At 52.2% G+C, this 15212-nt stretch carries 11 protein-coding genes; 7 read left to right on the top strand and 4 right to left on the bottom strand.

Annotated elements, in window-relative coordinates; genetic code table 11:
* Positions 1 to 222 precede the first annotated feature (222 nt).
* Positions 223 to 1263: a polysaccharide lyase gene (locus B9Y58_RS13440; protein ID WP_233247988.1), complete on the bottom strand. Its 1041-nt coding sequence runs from the start codon at positions 1261 to 1263 to the stop codon at positions 223 to 225.
* 49 nt (positions 1264 to 1312) lie between these two features.
* Here B9Y58_RS13440 and B9Y58_RS13435 point away from each other — a divergent pair, with 49 nt between their 5' ends.
* A complete protein-coding gene (locus B9Y58_RS13435; RefSeq protein WP_073058020.1) occupies positions 1313 to 1519 on the top strand; it encodes a hypothetical protein in 207 nt (68 codons plus the stop codon).
* A gap of 20 nt (positions 1520 to 1539) precedes the next feature.
* Here the strand turns inward: B9Y58_RS13435 and B9Y58_RS13430 are convergent, their stop codons facing one another.
* A complete protein-coding gene (locus tag B9Y58_RS13430) occupies positions 1540 to 2031 on the bottom strand; it encodes a DNA-deoxyinosine glycosylase (RefSeq protein WP_073058022.1) in 492 nt (163 codons plus the stop codon).
* A 64-nt stretch (positions 2032 to 2095) separates the two neighbouring features.
* On the opposite strand from B9Y58_RS13430, the gene B9Y58_RS13425 reads away from it, so the two are divergent.
* From B9Y58_RS13425 to secA, 3 genes are all read left to right on the top strand, one after another.
* Complete coding sequence (locus B9Y58_RS13425; protein ID WP_073058024.1) at positions 2096 to 5263, top strand: InlB B-repeat-containing protein; 3168 nt, start codon at positions 2096 to 2098, stop codon at positions 5261 to 5263.
* A gap of 22 nt (positions 5264 to 5285) precedes the next feature.
* Positions 5286 to 5819, top strand: coding sequence for a low molecular weight protein-tyrosine-phosphatase (locus tag B9Y58_RS13420; protein WP_073058027.1), 534 nt, complete (start codon positions 5286 to 5288; stop codon positions 5817 to 5819).
* A gap of 112 nt (positions 5820 to 5931) precedes the next feature.
* Complete coding sequence (gene secA, locus B9Y58_RS13415) at positions 5932 to 8910, top strand: preprotein translocase subunit SecA (RefSeq protein ID WP_073058106.1); 2979 nt, start codon at positions 5932 to 5934, stop codon at positions 8908 to 8910.
* Between the two features lie 89 nt (positions 8911 to 8999).
* On the opposite strand, the gene B9Y58_RS13410 is transcribed toward secA, so the two are convergent.
* Positions 9000 to 10007, bottom strand: a complete 1008-nt coding sequence (locus B9Y58_RS13410) for a hypothetical protein (RefSeq protein WP_233247987.1) — start codon at positions 10005 to 10007, stop codon at positions 9000 to 9002.
* A gap of 96 nt (positions 10008 to 10103) precedes the next feature.
* Here B9Y58_RS13410 and tmk point away from each other — a divergent pair, with 96 nt between their 5' ends.
* The 3 genes from tmk (at position 10104) to rsmA (ending at position 13184) form a co-directional block, all read left to right on the top strand.
* Complete coding sequence (tmk, locus tag B9Y58_RS13405; protein ID WP_073058031.1) at positions 10104 to 10733, top strand: dTMP kinase; 630 nt, start codon at positions 10104 to 10106, stop codon at positions 10731 to 10733.
* Between the two features lie 62 nt (positions 10734 to 10795).
* Positions 10796 to 12388 (top strand): hypothetical protein, encoded by a 1593-nt coding sequence (locus B9Y58_RS13400; protein WP_073058033.1) that lies wholly within the window; start codon positions 10796 to 10798, stop codon positions 12386 to 12388.
* Positions 12389 to 12404: 16 nt separating this feature from the next.
* Complete coding sequence (gene rsmA, locus B9Y58_RS13395) at positions 12405 to 13184, top strand: 16S rRNA (adenine(1518)-N(6)/adenine(1519)-N(6))-dimethyltransferase RsmA (RefSeq protein WP_073058035.1); 780 nt, start codon at positions 12405 to 12407, stop codon at positions 13182 to 13184.
* A gap of 14 nt (positions 13185 to 13198) precedes the next feature.
* Here the strand turns inward: rsmA and B9Y58_RS13390 are convergent, their stop codons facing one another.
* Positions 13199 to 15142 carry a cellulase family glycosylhydrolase gene (locus tag B9Y58_RS13390; RefSeq protein WP_073058037.1) on the bottom strand — a complete coding sequence of 648 codons (1944 nt, stop codon included), beginning with the start codon at positions 15140 to 15142 and terminating at the stop codon, positions 13199 to 13201.
* Positions 15143 to 15212: the final 70 nt, after the last annotated feature.

Genomic DNA, 15212 nt, shown 5'->3' with positions numbered 1-15212 from the left:
ATAGAAAAAGATAAGCGCTGTCCCTATCTCCCTACCTTGACCTTCGCAGAGCCTATAGTTCTAGTGGTGCGTTTTTTCCTGTGAACTTCCCAGAGATTGCCCAGAAACAAGTGAAAATTGCCCAGAGAATGGGCGAAATTGCCCAGAGTTTGCCCAGAGATCGGCTTGATTTCGCTTCTGAGTTGCCCTGAGATTGCCCAGAGAACTTATTTTGCGTTGCCCCTATCTCCCCACCTTCACTTCGTAATACCCCTTTTTCTCGCCGACTGTCGTGCCGTTGACGCGGAACGCCTTGGCCGGCATCGCGTTCGCACGGAATGGGAGTCGCGCGCGGATGTAGTCGGTGTCACCGCCATTCGGCGCGGGCTTGGAGATCGCGATAGAATCCGTCGAGACCGTAAAGTTGTCAAATCGTATGTAGCAGTCGTGGGTGGGGGCCCATTCGGCGCTGCTTCCACCGTGGAATGTGGAGAGGTAGAACTTGTCGACTTTCACGGTGTCGTAGTCGCGAAGCCTGAGGGTATCCACATCTAGCGCGAGTTCGCCGTCAAGCCAGGTTTGTACGCGGCCGTTCTTGTCGCCGTTGCCGAGAGAGGCGATGGTGTTCATACTTACTTTGTTTACAATGTGGTGCCAGGTGCCGGTGGTGAACTGTTTTTGCGGGATGGTGCCGTTTAAGTCCCACTTGAAATCGTCGCCGTATACGGACTCTTGCCCCATAAAGTAGATGAGCTGCACAGCGTTGCCGTCTTTGCGCCACATGATGCGTGCGCTCCAGCCGTCGCCGGTTTGGGGCATGGCGTTGCCGGTGTAGCACTTGCCGCCGCAAAGGCCGGGGAGTTTGCCGCCCAGCTGGAACTCGAACCCGTCTTCGAAGAATATGTCGTAGGCGCTCCACATGGTATCGGCGGTTTTCACGAGGGGCTGGATGATCTGCGCGGCGCAGGCGGGGGTGTCGTTGTCGTTCGGGCCTACGCAGCCCTTGGGGTACTTGAGCTGCAGTACGTTGCCGTGTTCCTCGCCGTCGTACACGACCTTGGAATTTTCGCCATTGTTCTTGTCCATGGCGTACCACCAACTTTTGTCGTAGTCGTTGCGCTTGAAGTCTTCCTTGGCCTCCGCATTGCCGTACACGCCGACTTCGCGATTCTCAAAGTTCACGAACGAGACGGTGTCGGAGGCCGTTTGCGCGAAGGCAGGCACTTGAGTAAGCGAAGCCGCGGAGAACGCTACGGCGAGGATGTGGTGGATTTTCATACTCATACTTTTAAAATAATCTTTTTTGGACGATTTTAAGCTATCTTTTTTATGTATGGCCGATTCACTTGACGAAAAACACAATGAAACTGGCACGAATCTTGCCGCGACCCCCGCAGCGACCAAAGCTGCCGAGGCTCGCAAGGCTCGCATCCGCAAGATGCGCGGGTGGCTTTCTCCGCGTGATTCTGTGGCCGACGATTTTGGCCCCGAAGACGCCGCCCTCTATTACGGAGAAGGGCATAACGGCTGGAACCGCTAGCGGGTTTTAAGTAGCGGGATTTATTCTAGAATCGCCTTGTAGGCCTCAACCAATTTCTCTAGCGATACGGCGCAGTTGGCGGGCGAGGTGGAGGGGAGTTTGACCGCGTCCATTCCGACGTCTTTGGCGCAGAGTTTCTGGTACAGCTTGTGGGCGGTGGCGCCGGTGCAAAAGATGCGCGTGACTTTGGATTTTTCAACGAACTCTTTTATGTTGTTCACAACTGGGTCTTCGATGCTTGTGTCGCTTGCACCCACGATGGTGCAACTGTCCAGAACGTCCCACAGGGCCACGTGATGCTTTTTGAGCATGGCCTTCTTTTGGGCGATGGTTTCGGGCACGCTTTCGCCGAGCACGATTGCCATGACTTTCCAGAATCTATTTTGCGGGTGCCCGTAGTAGAATGCCATTTCGCGCGACTTGGGCGAGGGTATGGAGCCGAGCAGCAGTACGCGGGATTCGCGGTCGTATAGGGCCGGGAATTCGTGGGTGACGTGGGTGCGGGTTGGCATGTGTTGAAAATTAGTTATTATTTTTATTAGGCTAAAAAGATATTTCAGGAGAGGAACACAAATCATGAAATTAGGGCCTTTTTCCTTTGCTATCGTGGCATTTGCCTTTGTGGCGGGGACTGTAACGGTTTCTGCCAAGGAAATCACCTCCAAGGTTCCGGAGCTTTCTGGCGGATGCTACCAGATTTCAACCGCAGAGGAACTTTACGGATTCGCCGAAATTGTAAACGGGAACGATTCCTCTGCGGCGAATCCTTCCGTTTGCGGTAAGCTCATGAAGGACATTGTCGTGAATGACAGTGTCTTGAGTAAGTGGGCCTGGCCTGGCAGCGATGGTGCCGATTACTTGGCCGTGTGGGAACCGATAAAGGAATTCTCGGGAACATTCGATGGCAATGGGCACGTCATTTCGGGACTTTACTCCGAGACGGGTTCGGGCCTCTTTAAATCTTTTGTCTCGTCAAGCGAACATACGGTCGTTGTCAAGGATTTGGGAATAATCGATTCCTATTTCTTGACAAAAAGCGTAGCTGGTGTTCTTGTAGAATCTGTTACTGGAGATGGTGAAGCCCAAATAACTAATTTCTATTCGCTGTCTGACCTTGAAGCTACAAGAAGCCAGCCTAGTCGTGTACCCTCTGTTGGGGGCGTTGTCGGTTATGTAGGCGAGAATACTTCATTGACTTTGACAAATTGCTATAGCGCTGGAGAACTTGTAGACAATAAGTATGAATTTTATTCCCAATTGATAGGTTATCCATATAGTCTGAGAGAATCAATCAAGATCAACAACTGTTACGTACTGGAAAAAGGGTCTAGCGATAATGGAGTTCTAGTAGATTCCGCCGCATTCCGCGATGGTGCGGTGGCATATTTATTGAGAGAAAATTCGAGTGGCGCCATTTGGGGACAGGATGTCGGCAAGGATCCTTATCCGAATTTCTCGGGTAAACTTAATAACTCCATTGCAGCCAGATATACGGTTGAATTCCATACCTTCGATGGTGATACGGCTAAATATTTTGACAATTATGTTGCCGGCCTCACTACGATGCTTCCTAAGGGAACGTCCAAGGAGAACCTAGTTTTTGGTGGCTGGTATAGGAATGCCGATTTCAGCGGAGAAAACGATACGGCAATTTCCAATACAACAACGGGCGACCTTGAATACTGGGCGAGGATGTATGACCGTTACAAGATAATCTACCATGCCAATGGTGGCGTGACTGAATCTGGGTCTTATATGGGATGCGGCAATCCTACTGCAAGTTATCAAGATGCACTCATCCTGGGGAATTCTGAAGACTGCTATCTGGGTAGTATTGGTAAAAAGCTTCTTCGTCATTACACGCGTGACAGCAGCATCTTTATAGGCTGGTATGACAACGAAGAGCTGACCGGCAATCCTGTCGATTCCATCACAACCAGTGACAAGGGCGACAAGGATTTCTATGCGAAGTGGTACGAATACAAGAGACCGGCGATAGATCCTGCGGACAGCTGCTACATCATTTCGAATGCCGAGGAACTTTACGGATTTTCGGCACTTGCGGACGGCTCGTTTACCACAGGAAAATACAATGAGGATGAGCGTCTGGGTTATGCATGTGGAAAGCTTACGAAGGATATCGTGGTCAACGAGAATGTCTTGAAGCGCGATGGAACTCTCGACAGCGCAAGGATGCATGAATTTCTGCCATGGAAAACGATTGCATTTTACAATGGTGGAATTTTCGATGGTCAGGGACACACTGTTTCTGGGCTTTATATAAACGGTTCCGAAGGGATGTTTTATGATGCAAGCCCCAAGTATTACGCAAAAACAATCACCATCCGTAATTTAAAGGTCAAGGACTCTTTCATTTCAAGTGATTATGATGCTGGCGGAATTATTTGCAGCTATACCAATTCTACTGCAATTATGGAAATTGAAAATACGCATTTTGATGGCGCTATTTATGCAAGGGGCGGAACTGCTGGTGGTCTAGTCTCGGAAGCGCATAATTTGCTGATTATAAGAAACAGCGGTCATCGGGGAATCATTCATGCTACATCAACAGATGTTGGCGGTATTATTGGTCATGCTGACGAATTTACAGTTCTTGTGCAGAATTACAATGAAGGCAGCATTGTCATCGAGAGGCCTCCTGTAGAAGGATTTGTTGCTATAGGACCTGCCGGAGGACTGGTAGGTGAAGCGGCAGGCAACTTCTTCATTGCGAATAACTACAATGTTGCCGACATAGAAACTAAGGGCAGATATGGTGGCCTGATCGGGGCTTATTATGTAGGTGATTTGGGAAAATGTCAATATGAAACATGCAGGCCTGAACGCTCATTTGTCCTTAACAATTACAGCAAGGGTAGGGTTATCGGCGATAAGCCTTCAAAAATGTATGATAGTGAAGTCACTTTTGAAAACAACTTCTATTTGGACGGAACGCTGCCTGAAGACAGTATCGGTACTCCTGTCAAGGCGGAGGCTTTTGAAGATAGCACTGTGGCAAAGGTGCTGCAAGGCTATGTACTAAAGGATTCTACCGGTGCAGAGGTTGTGGGTAGTGTCAGGGGCGATAACTGGATTCAGGGCGATGAATATCCTGTATTCTCGGTAGATAAGACGCAGTATCTTGTTCTGCTGTATGTGGCAAGGTATGTTGATTTGCCGACCAATGTTCTTTTCCATACGCCTGGACAGGTGCTACCGTTGCCAACGCCTTCGAGATATGGTTATTCCTTTGCTGGCTGGAAATGGGGTAATGACATTGTGACTGAAATTCCCGCGACAGTATCCGAGGACTTGTCTGTATCAGCGCAATGGAAGTCTATCCCGAGTAGTTCTAGCGTTGCTTCGAGCAGTTCGCAGATTTCGTCTAGTTCCGAAAAATCGAGCTCCAGCGAGGCGGCTTCTTCCAGCAGCGGCGTGAACTCCAGCAGTTCGTCGGCGAAATCGTCGAGCAGCAGTTCTGCAGGTGCCAAGTCTAGTTCCAGCAAGGGCAAGGATGCGATTGTTGCCGATGGCTTTGTTCCACAGTTCTCTCTTATGGTCGCTGGTCGCGAAATTCAGGTGTTAAACGCCCGTGTGGGAGCTGCCTATGCGGTGCTCGATCTGCAGGGCCGCATCGTGAAACAGGGACAGGTTGAATCGTCGAATTTTGCCGTGATGGTCGAACGTGCAGGAAACTACTTGGTACGTATCGGTAGCAACTTGCAAATGGTTCGGTTTAAATAAATTAATGGAATAGTTTGTCTGCATGAAGATCAAGATTCTGTTTGTGTGCCACGGGAACATTTGCCGAAGCCCGATGGCTGAATTCGTGATGAAAAAACTGGTACGGGATTTGCCCGCCGAATTACAACAGGGGGCGGCGCAGTCTCAGTTGAAAGATGTAGAATTTGAAATCGCAAGTGCCGCGACGAGCACCGAAGAAATCGGGAACCCGGTGTACCCGCCGGCACGCCGCATGCTTGCCATGCACGGAATCGATTGCAGTGGAAAGACGGCGCGTCAGATGACGGCGCGCGACTACGAGTATTACGACTACATTGTGCTCATGGACCGTAACAATTTGCGCAACCTCCGCTGGATTTTGCCGGCCGATGTGTATGCTCGTGAAACATCTGGCCCGGTGGAAAATCGCAAGGTCTCACTCTTGATGGATTGGGCGCACAAGAGCCGCGATGTGGCGGACCCCTGGTATACAGGCGATTTTCAGGCTACTTGGGACGATGTAAACGAGGGTTGCAAGGCGATGCTGGCCCAGATTTCGCAGCAGATTCAGCAATAGCCCCTGTTTCAAGACTAAACGATTTTGAATTGGCATGCAATTTGCTAAATTCTCCCCGTAAATTTTTAATCAGAGACCGCGGGCGGTGCCCTCGGCCGTAAAAAGGAAAAAGATGAGCATAGTCGATACCGTTCTTCACAAGATCTTTGGTACCCCGCACGAACGTAAGGTCAAGCAGCTGCGCCCGGTGATTGCCGAAATCCACAAGGCCCGCGAAGCCCTGGAAGCCCTGGATGACGCCGCCCTTGCCGCCAAGAGTGCGGAATTCCGCGAAAAGCTCAAGAATGGCGCTACCCTCGAAGACATCAAGGTCGAAGCCTTTGCCGTGTGCCAGGAAGCTTGCGACCGCCGCCTGGGTATCTTCAATATCTTCAAGCCGGAATTCAACTTTGACTTTAGCCGCTTGGGCCCCGAGCTCCAGGAATCGGTGAACGCCGCGAAGGCCGAACTTGCCGCCGGCAAGAACGAATGGGAAGTTTACCTGCCCGCCTCTGTGTATGCGAAGGTCCGCGAACTTTACCCCGAATCGGTGAAGCCGTTCCGCATGATGCCTTTCGACGTGCAGATGATTGGTGGCTTGGTACTCCACGAAGGTGCCATCGCCGAAATGGCGACGGGTGAAGGTAAGACGCTTGCCGCCGCCCTGCCGGTTTACCTGAACGGTCTTTCTGGCCACGGTGTGCACGTGGTGACGGTGAACGACTACCTCGCCGGCCGTGACGCAAAGCAGATGGGCATGGTCTACAAGTTCCTCGGACTCACGGTGGGTCTCATCGTGAACGGCCTGAACCCCGAAGAACGCCGCGTGAGCTACAACAGCGATGTGACCTACGGTACCAACAACGAATTCGGCTTTGACTACCTGCGCGACAACATGGCTGTGGAACCCAACCAGCTGGTGCAGCGTGAACTGAACTTCTGTATCGTCGACGAAGTGGACTCCATCTTGATTGACGAAGCCCGTACGCCGCTTATCATTAGTGGCCCGGCCGAAGACGCTACCGAAAAGTACGCCAAGGCAAACGAAATCGCCAAACAGCTGATTAAGAACAAGGACTTCTCGGTCGACGAAAAGGACAAGAACATCCAGCTGACCGAAAAGGGCGTGAACCACATTCAGGAACTCATGCACATTACGAACCTGTACGGCGAACATGCCGACTGGGTACACTTCTTGGATAACGCCCTCAAGGCCTGGTACCTTTACGAAAAGGATGTGGACTACATTGTCCGCGATACCGAAATCATCATCGTTGACGAAAATACGGGCCGCCTTATGGAAGGCCGCCGCTACAGCAACGGTATGCACCAGGCGATTGAAGCCAAGGAAGGCGTGCAGATCCGTCGCGAAAACCAGACGCTTGCAACGATTACGTTCCAGAACTACTTCCGCATGTACAAGAAGCTTTCGGGTATGACGGGTACCGCCGAAACCGAAGCCACGGAATTCATCAAGATTTATAACATGAACACTTGGGTGATTCCGACCAACAAGCCTTGCATCCGTAAGGACCTGCAGGACATGGTGTACAAGTCTGAAGATGCCAAGTGGCGCGCCATTGTGGCCGAAATCAAGGAACGCCACAGTAAGGGACAGCCGCTCCTCGTGGGTACGGCATCCATTGAAAAGTCCGAACATTTGCATGGCCTCCTTGAAAAGGAAGGCATTCCGCACGAAGTCTTGAACGCGAAGAACCATGGCCGCGAAGCTGAAATCATTCAGTACGCCGGCTACAAGGACAAGGTGACGATTGCAACCAACATGGCTGGTCGTGGTACCGACATTGCCCTTGGCCCGGGAGTTACCGAGCTTGGCGGTTTGCATGTGCTTGGCACCGAACGTCATGAATCTCGCCGTATCGACAACCAGCTGCGCGGTCGTTCCGGCCGTCAGGGCGACCCGGGTTCCAGCCAGTACTTCTTGAGCCTCGACGACAACCTGATGCGTATCTTCGGTGGCGATAGCGTCAAGAACTTGATGACCCGCTTTGGCGTGGGCGAAGACGAAGTGATTACCCACCCGATCGTGAGCCGCTCGATTCGTGGTGCCCAGCGCCGCGTGGAAGGCCAGAGCTTCGATATTCGTAAGCACTTGCTCGACTACGATAACGTGATGAATGAACAGCGTAAGGTGATTTACGGCCTGCGCCGCCGTATTCTGAACGGCGAAGACATCAGCGAAGAAATCATGAACCGCATCGAAGACGCCTGCGATATCAAGGTGTCTCAGTACATTCCGGCCAAGACTTACGCCGAAGCCTGGAATCTGGAAGGCTTGCACATTGACTTGCAGCGTAGCCTCGGCATGGAATACAGCCTCACGCTCGAAGATGCCATGAGCAAGACGCCGGAACAGGTGCTCGATGAAATCATCGACCTGTGCAAGGTCCGCTACGACAAGCTCACGAAGATTATTCCGGAAGCTGACTTCCGCCAGATTGAACGCCGCTTCTTGTTGATGACCATTGACCAGGTGTGGAAGGAACACTTGTACGCCATGGACCAGCTGAAGGACTCTATCCGTTTCCACGGATACGCTCAGAAGGACCCGCTGATGGTCTACAAGAACGAAGGCTACAAGATGTTCGAAGGCTGCATGGAAAAGATCGCGACGCTCACCGCGCTCCGCATCTTGAACATCCGCATTACGCTCCCGAACGGTGTGACGGTTTCTCCGGACCAGTTGCAGCTCAAGAGCCAAGAACAGATCGAAGCCGAAAAGAAGGCCGCCGAAGAAGCCGCTGCTGCGAACAATGCCGCAGAACCTGCCACTGAACAGGCCGCGCAGACTCCCGAAGCGAAGCAATCCAATGCCGAATCTGCCGAGCAGATGAGTGCCGAAGGCGCAAAGCCCGCAGGCCTTGCAGGCACCGCCGCTACTTCTGAAACGAATGCGATTTCTGAAGAACAGCAGGAAGCAAAACCGATGCCGCAGTCTGCGCTTCCGGGCACTCGCCAGGTGAACCCCGCCATGCTCGCCGCTGCACGCCGCCGCGCTCAGCAGCAGGCTCCGAAGCTGGGCCGCAATGACCCGTGCTGGTGCGGTTCTGGCCTCAAGTACAAGAAGTGCCACGGCAAGGACTTGGAATAAAGTAACTAAAAAGAAGCCGTCTTAACCGACGGCTTTTTTTGTATAAAAAAATTCCCGGTTTGTCACCGGGATAAATTTTGCGGGTTGTATTAGTTTTCGTTAGCGAGGTGGTCCAGATAAATCTTCTGGGCTTTTGAATCGTACATCACCACGTCGTAGAGTTCGCCGTCTTTGCCGGTGCGCGATTCCACGAAGAGTCCGCTCATGGAGCCCTTTTCGGTGGGCAGGAATGCGCTGCGGCCTTCGGGCGATGTCTTGAATTCAAGGTAGCCTTGTTCCACGTACCAGTCGCGAATGACTTTGTAGTAGATGCGTTCCATGTTCTCGCCTACAAGGGTGTTCAGGCGGCGTGCGATTTCGCTCACGGGCACGGGCGTATCTTCGGCGGGATAGTCGGCCAGTTGTTCGGCGGTCAGGTGAAATTTTTCCCTTTGCACGCGCTTCGGAGCGTATTCCTGGTCGTCTTGAAAATCTTGAGCCTGGTTGGCCTTGCGCTTGGCAAAGCGTTCGTTTGCAATGTCGACGCACTTTTGAATGTTGTCCAAAATGAACTGTTGCGCCTGTTGCCAGCACTGCGTATAAATGTTATGGTGTCCGCGCAGGTCCGATTCGCCCTTTTCGAATCCGTAGGTTTCGCCCTTGGCAGTGGGCAGGTTGGCGTCGGTGCCGCTTTCGGTGGACTGTCTTTCGAGAATGCCTTCTTGCACCAGAAAGTTTGCCACGTCGGCATAGAGCAGGTGGTTCATGTTCTTGGGCAAAAGTTCGTTCACGTTGCGCACCACGCGGGAAATAGACACCGGGTAATCAAAGAAGCGGTAACCCTTCAGGGTTTCGGCGTCGATGGCCAAATCTTGCATGGCGGGCTTCGCGTTCTTCTTTGCTACGCGCGGCTTTTCGGCGGTGGGCATGGGGGCCACCTGGTCGTGGTTGAGCTGCTGCTGCAAAAGCGATGCGACGTAGGCGAGGCACTTGCTGATGCGTTCCTGTTTGCAGGAATCCCCTTCGGGCAGGATTTCGTCTGTCAGAGGGTTGATTCCGCAAGAGAGCTTGCGCAGGTACATTTCGGCACGTTCGATAATCGCATTTTCAGAGGCCATACAAAACTCCATTCGTTGCAAAAAGCGTTGTAAAGATAGTATTTTCTTGGCGTACCATAAATTTTTTCTACCTTTTAAAGTAATTGTGAATCTACTATGAAAACGGCTAAGCATTTTTTTAGTTTAGAAGGTATCGACGGTTCGGGCAAAACGACCCAGATCGATATGCTGATTGATGCTCTCACCAAGGAGGGTTATTCCGTGGTGAAGTTGCGCGAACCGGGCGGCGCAAAGATTTCGGAACGCGTGCGCGAGATTCTTTTGGATACGAGTTTCAAGGGAATCATGAGCGACAAGACGGAACTTTTGTTGTATAATGCCGCCCGCGCCCAGGTGATTGCAGAGATTATTCAGCCCGCGCTTGATGCCGGAAAAATCGTGATTGCCGATCGCTTTGCTTGGAGCACTTTTGCCTACCAGGGTTGTGCCCGCGGCTTGGGCGCTGACCTTGTGCAGCGTCTGACCGAAATTACTTGCGACGGTTGCTTTCCGGAACTCACCGTGGTGCTTGACATTGATGTGCAGCGGGGACGCGCGCGCACCGCGAAGCGGGGCGAGGCACCCGATCGACTGGAGAGCGAGAAGGCCGAATTTTTCGAGAGGGTGCGCAAGGGGTACCTTGCCGCGGCCCGTGACTACAGCGACTGCGTTGCGGCTATCGATGCCGACCGCAGCCCTGATGCCGTATTCGCCGACTTGTATAAGCTTGTAAAGGCGAGATTGTAGCAGGTTTCCAGAATTGTATATTTTAGTTGCAACATGTGAATAAATATTATAGATTTGTTTACATGAAAATCGCAAAGCATATTGTAACTCTCATGACGTTTGCCTCGGTAAGTGCCTTGGCGCAGACGGAAGTGGTTCCGGCTTCTACGACGGTGCCGGATTCTACGCAGGCTAAACCCGTGGCTGAAGCGCCCGAGGTGGCGGCCCCCGAAATTGTTCCTGCAGATTCTGCTGTCGTAGATTCTACGGCCCAGAATGCTGAACCGGAGTTGATTGAAGAAAACCGCGAAGCGGTTGCAGAAGCGACTGCAGAAACGGTGGCCTCGGTTGTTGATTCGGCGGCGGTTCCGGTTTCTGATTCCACAGTAGCCTCGGTTGCAGATTCCACGACGGCTCCGGTTGCTGATTCCGTGAAGAGCGAAGAAGTGGTGGCTGTGGCTACTCCCGATTCCGCAAAGCCCCAGGTGGATTCCATTGCCCCTGTCGATACAGTGTCTGTTGCCGTGGTGGATACTCCCGCTGTAAAGGTGGATTCGGTTCCGGTCGCAAAAAAGGATGAACCTGTCGCAAGTCCGCTTGACAATATTTTGCACGGCAATTCCTACAACCCGGTTGCAAATGAAGCTGCCGCCGCGACAGTGGGTGGTGAAATGTGGTTCCCGCACAAGATGTTCAATCGTCGCTTTGCCTACTTTGAACCTGTCGAACAAGAAGGTGTCGTGTCTTTTGGACAGAGTATGACTTACTTCGTTGCCTTTAACAACAACTATGACCTGGCGCTTTTGACTGCAGGTTTGGCCAAGGAAAACTTTGGTGTGATGTTGCGGGCGGCTGTGGGCAAAAAGTGGAGCTATATCGATGACGACGAAACTGGCGCCGAACAAACCATGAAGGCGACGTCGGCCGGTACGGCTTTGGGTGGAACCGCGTCTGCAAGGTTTGCTGGCCTGGATATGGCGCTTCGCCTGGCTTACTACCAGCCGGAAGGTGATGTATCGATTACGGGTTCCGGAACGGAAATCGAATCGGACGTTTGGAATTTTGGAGGCCAGTTCATTATTTCGAAGCCTGGCAGGATTTCTTGGGGTGCGGCCTTGAGCGTTGCCCGTTACAATTCCAAAAATTCGTTGACCGAAAAGAGCATGTTTGAAAAGGGCGGCAGGTATTATCTTGCGACAACGACGATTCACACGACGGACTCGACGACCCGTGTAGAAGTGGTTCCCGAATTCAATTTTGGCGGTGCCATTTTGAATCACGAAAAGGCCCGCGTGTTCATGGGCTTGAATATGGCTGCCCCCTTGGCCACCTACGACCGCATCAAGAATGTGTGCAGCAGGCATAATGAGTACGCCTTGGTGGCAACTCCCAACATTTTGGGCGAAGTGATGCTGGGTAGCCACGTGGTTGCTTACGGTAGCGCCTCTCACCAGTGGGATGTGTTCCATTACAGGGATTCCTACATCAACAAGGTGTCTACCAAGTCCATGGATATTTCTTCGGGTATAACCACGGCGAATGTGGGTATGCGTCTGGAATACGAAATGGCCGCATTGGAAGTCGCCTTTACCAAGCAGTTCTTGAGCAATCCCTTCGGGGCGTTCTCTTCTACTGACGAGGTTATGACTTCGATTGGAATGTTCATCAATTTCTAATGAGTATTTGTTTTTTATGGATAGAGCCCGCCGTCGCAAATTTGGACAGAATTTCTTGGATGTACCTACCGCACAGATGATTGCGGGGGATTTGCCTGCCGAAGCGGGCGAGTGGGTGCTTGAGATCGGCCCTGGGCACGGCGCGTTGACGGAACATTTGCTTGAGCGCGACGTGCAACTCACTGCCGTCGAGATCGACGAGCAGTGCGTGGAATTTTTGCAACAAAAATTCCAGGGCCGTGAAAACTTCCATATCGAAAACATTGATTTTCTGAAGTTCGACTTGCAGGCGTTTTTAGATGCTCACGAAAAACCGTGGGTTACAGGTAACTTGCCCTACAATGTGTCGACTGCGATTATCGCGGGCTTGATGCCGAAACTGCACTTGACCAAGGGCTTTATGGGAATGGTGCAGCTCGAAGTCGCCGAACGCATTTGCGCAAGCCCCTGCAGCAGCAATTACGGCAGCCTCTCTGTTTTAGTGTCTGCATACGCCGACTCCCAGATTTTACGCAAGATCGGGCCGGAGCATTTCACGCCCCGCCCGAATGTCGATAGTGCTACGATGCTTTTAACGCCCAAGGCAGACGCCTTGCAGGCTCCCGAAGGCTTCTTCGACTTCGTGCGCGCCGCCTTCACTCAAAAGCGCAAGACCCTCGCCAATTCGTTCGGCCGCGCTTACGACAAAAAGAAAATCCAGGAAGCTATCGAGCTCCTGGATTACCCTACAACGGTTCGCGCCGAGGAATTGTCCCCCGCGCAGTTCCTTGAATTCTACAAAGTCATTGTCGGGTAGTTTTACCTGAAATTTTACTTGACCGTAACGCGTTGCATTTGCCTGCCCGTTTGCGGCTTTACCAAATAAGTGCCAGAACGCTTGACCGCTGCTGTCGTTTTCGCTTGCAGTTCCTGGGCGCTTAAGGCCATGAACTTTGCCACGAGGCGGCCCTGCATATCGAACACGCTGTAGGCAATCGGCTTTTGCGCGAACTGCAGCGATTCCGTTTGCAGCCCGCGAGCGGCAATCGCTGTCGTCGAAGGATCCGCAAAATTCAGCCAATCGATGTTCACGTAGTTTCCGACAATTTCCACCTTAAGCACGTGTTCACCTTCAGAAAGCGTTACCTTGCCTGCCTCAAGAACCGTATAGGTATCAAAGCTGGTGCCTTGCGATACGATGATGTTGTCTGTAACGGCGTTGCCATCGACATAGAGCTTGAAGCCCGCATTTTCAGAAGTGGTGGCACAGTTTGCGCTCACGTCGTATTCGCCGGACTTGGCCACCTTCACGGTGTATTCGAGCCATTCGCCTTCTTGCGTGTAACCGATGGCGTAACCGTCGCCTGCCTTTACGATATCCACAGCGTCGTCGCGGTACTCGCCGCCCTTGTTGTCGTCATCTTTGTCGAGGTATGCCTTGCCCGAACCGCCTACGTCGTAATTTTCGACTTCGACTTTGCCCGGAATTGCAGTGGCGACATCTTTGTACGGGGCCTGCGGAATAATGGAGGTAATGTTGATGTGGTAGCCGTATTTGGTATTTGTGATGTTCACCGGCACCGTAATCTTACCGTCGCTCACGTCGTATTCCTTGTCGGACACCAAATTTGTCGAAGGGACGGCCTTGTCCTTGTTTTCCCACACTACGTATTCTACAGTCACATTCACCTTGTTGCCAAATGCGGCCGGAATACCCGAAATATTCACGTTCACATCGCCCTTGGTGTTACCGCCGAGCACAATGCTTGCAAAGCCTTTCTTCTTGTCGAGGGCGGCAAAGCCGTCGACGCCATCGCTCTTGTCGTTGGGCGGGGTCACCTTTGCCATGTAGCCGCTCATGTCGCCGTACCACTTATAGAGCCACCAGCCGCCACCGCGTTCGTTGTTCGAGGTCAGCAAGCTACCCAAGCGACCCGGCAGCGGTACGAACCACCAAGAAATCATGGCGCTTTCGACACCGTGGCGTTCGAATTTGGCAATAAACGGGACGGACACTCCGGGGCAGCCCTCCTCGGAGTGTTCCGTCGAAGAATATTCGTTAATGCTCAGCGGGCGCGGAGACACATTGTACTTCTTTTCGAGATTGCGGTAGGTCTCGACAGAGCCCACGAAACCACCCGAGCCCCACTGGTGCCAACTCACCACATCGGGCATGCAGTTGTTCTGCGAACAGTACTTAACGAATTCTTCCATTTTCGAAGCGTGATAGAACGAATAAGAAGGTCCGATAATTTTTGCACCGGGGTCCATCTGGCGAATCAGATCATAAGTCTGTTTCCAAAGACCGGAATTGAAGTCGATGCTCGATTTCCACGTATCGTTCGGTTCGTTCCAGATCTCGTAGCCGTCAAAATTCTTGTTGTTCGATTTGAGCTTGTCGTTGATGACAGATTTTACTTCGTTTTTCCAGTGGTCCATGTTCTGGAACTTGTAAGGCCAGCCAGGCAAAACGTCGGCCAGGCGAATCTGGATCTTGGCACCGATGCTTTCGACACGTGGGGCCACAAGGAATGCGCCACCGATGCCCTGCTGGCGGCCGCTACCGCTACGTGCCGGCGAAAGGAACACATTCGGCTTGAGGGGAGCGACATCTTTTTCGATATTGCTCGGGAGTGTTTCGGTAAGGCCATAAAGCGAGCCCGTGGCCACATGGGTCACCGGCTTGATGCTATCACCAAGGCTTACGCCCAAATTTACGGCCGCATCCGCAAGGGCTGCCGCCATCAAAACCATAGAAATAAACTTGAAGTTCATACTGCCATCCTCTAGTTCTATTACACCATCATAAAAAATACCCCCTTTTATAGGGGGTTTTAAGGGGGGC

Source organism: Fibrobacter sp. UWB15, assembly GCF_900177705.1.
GTDB lineage: Bacteria > Fibrobacterota > Fibrobacteria > Fibrobacterales > Fibrobacteraceae > Fibrobacter.
This window is presented reverse-complemented; position numbering and strand designations above follow the sequence as displayed.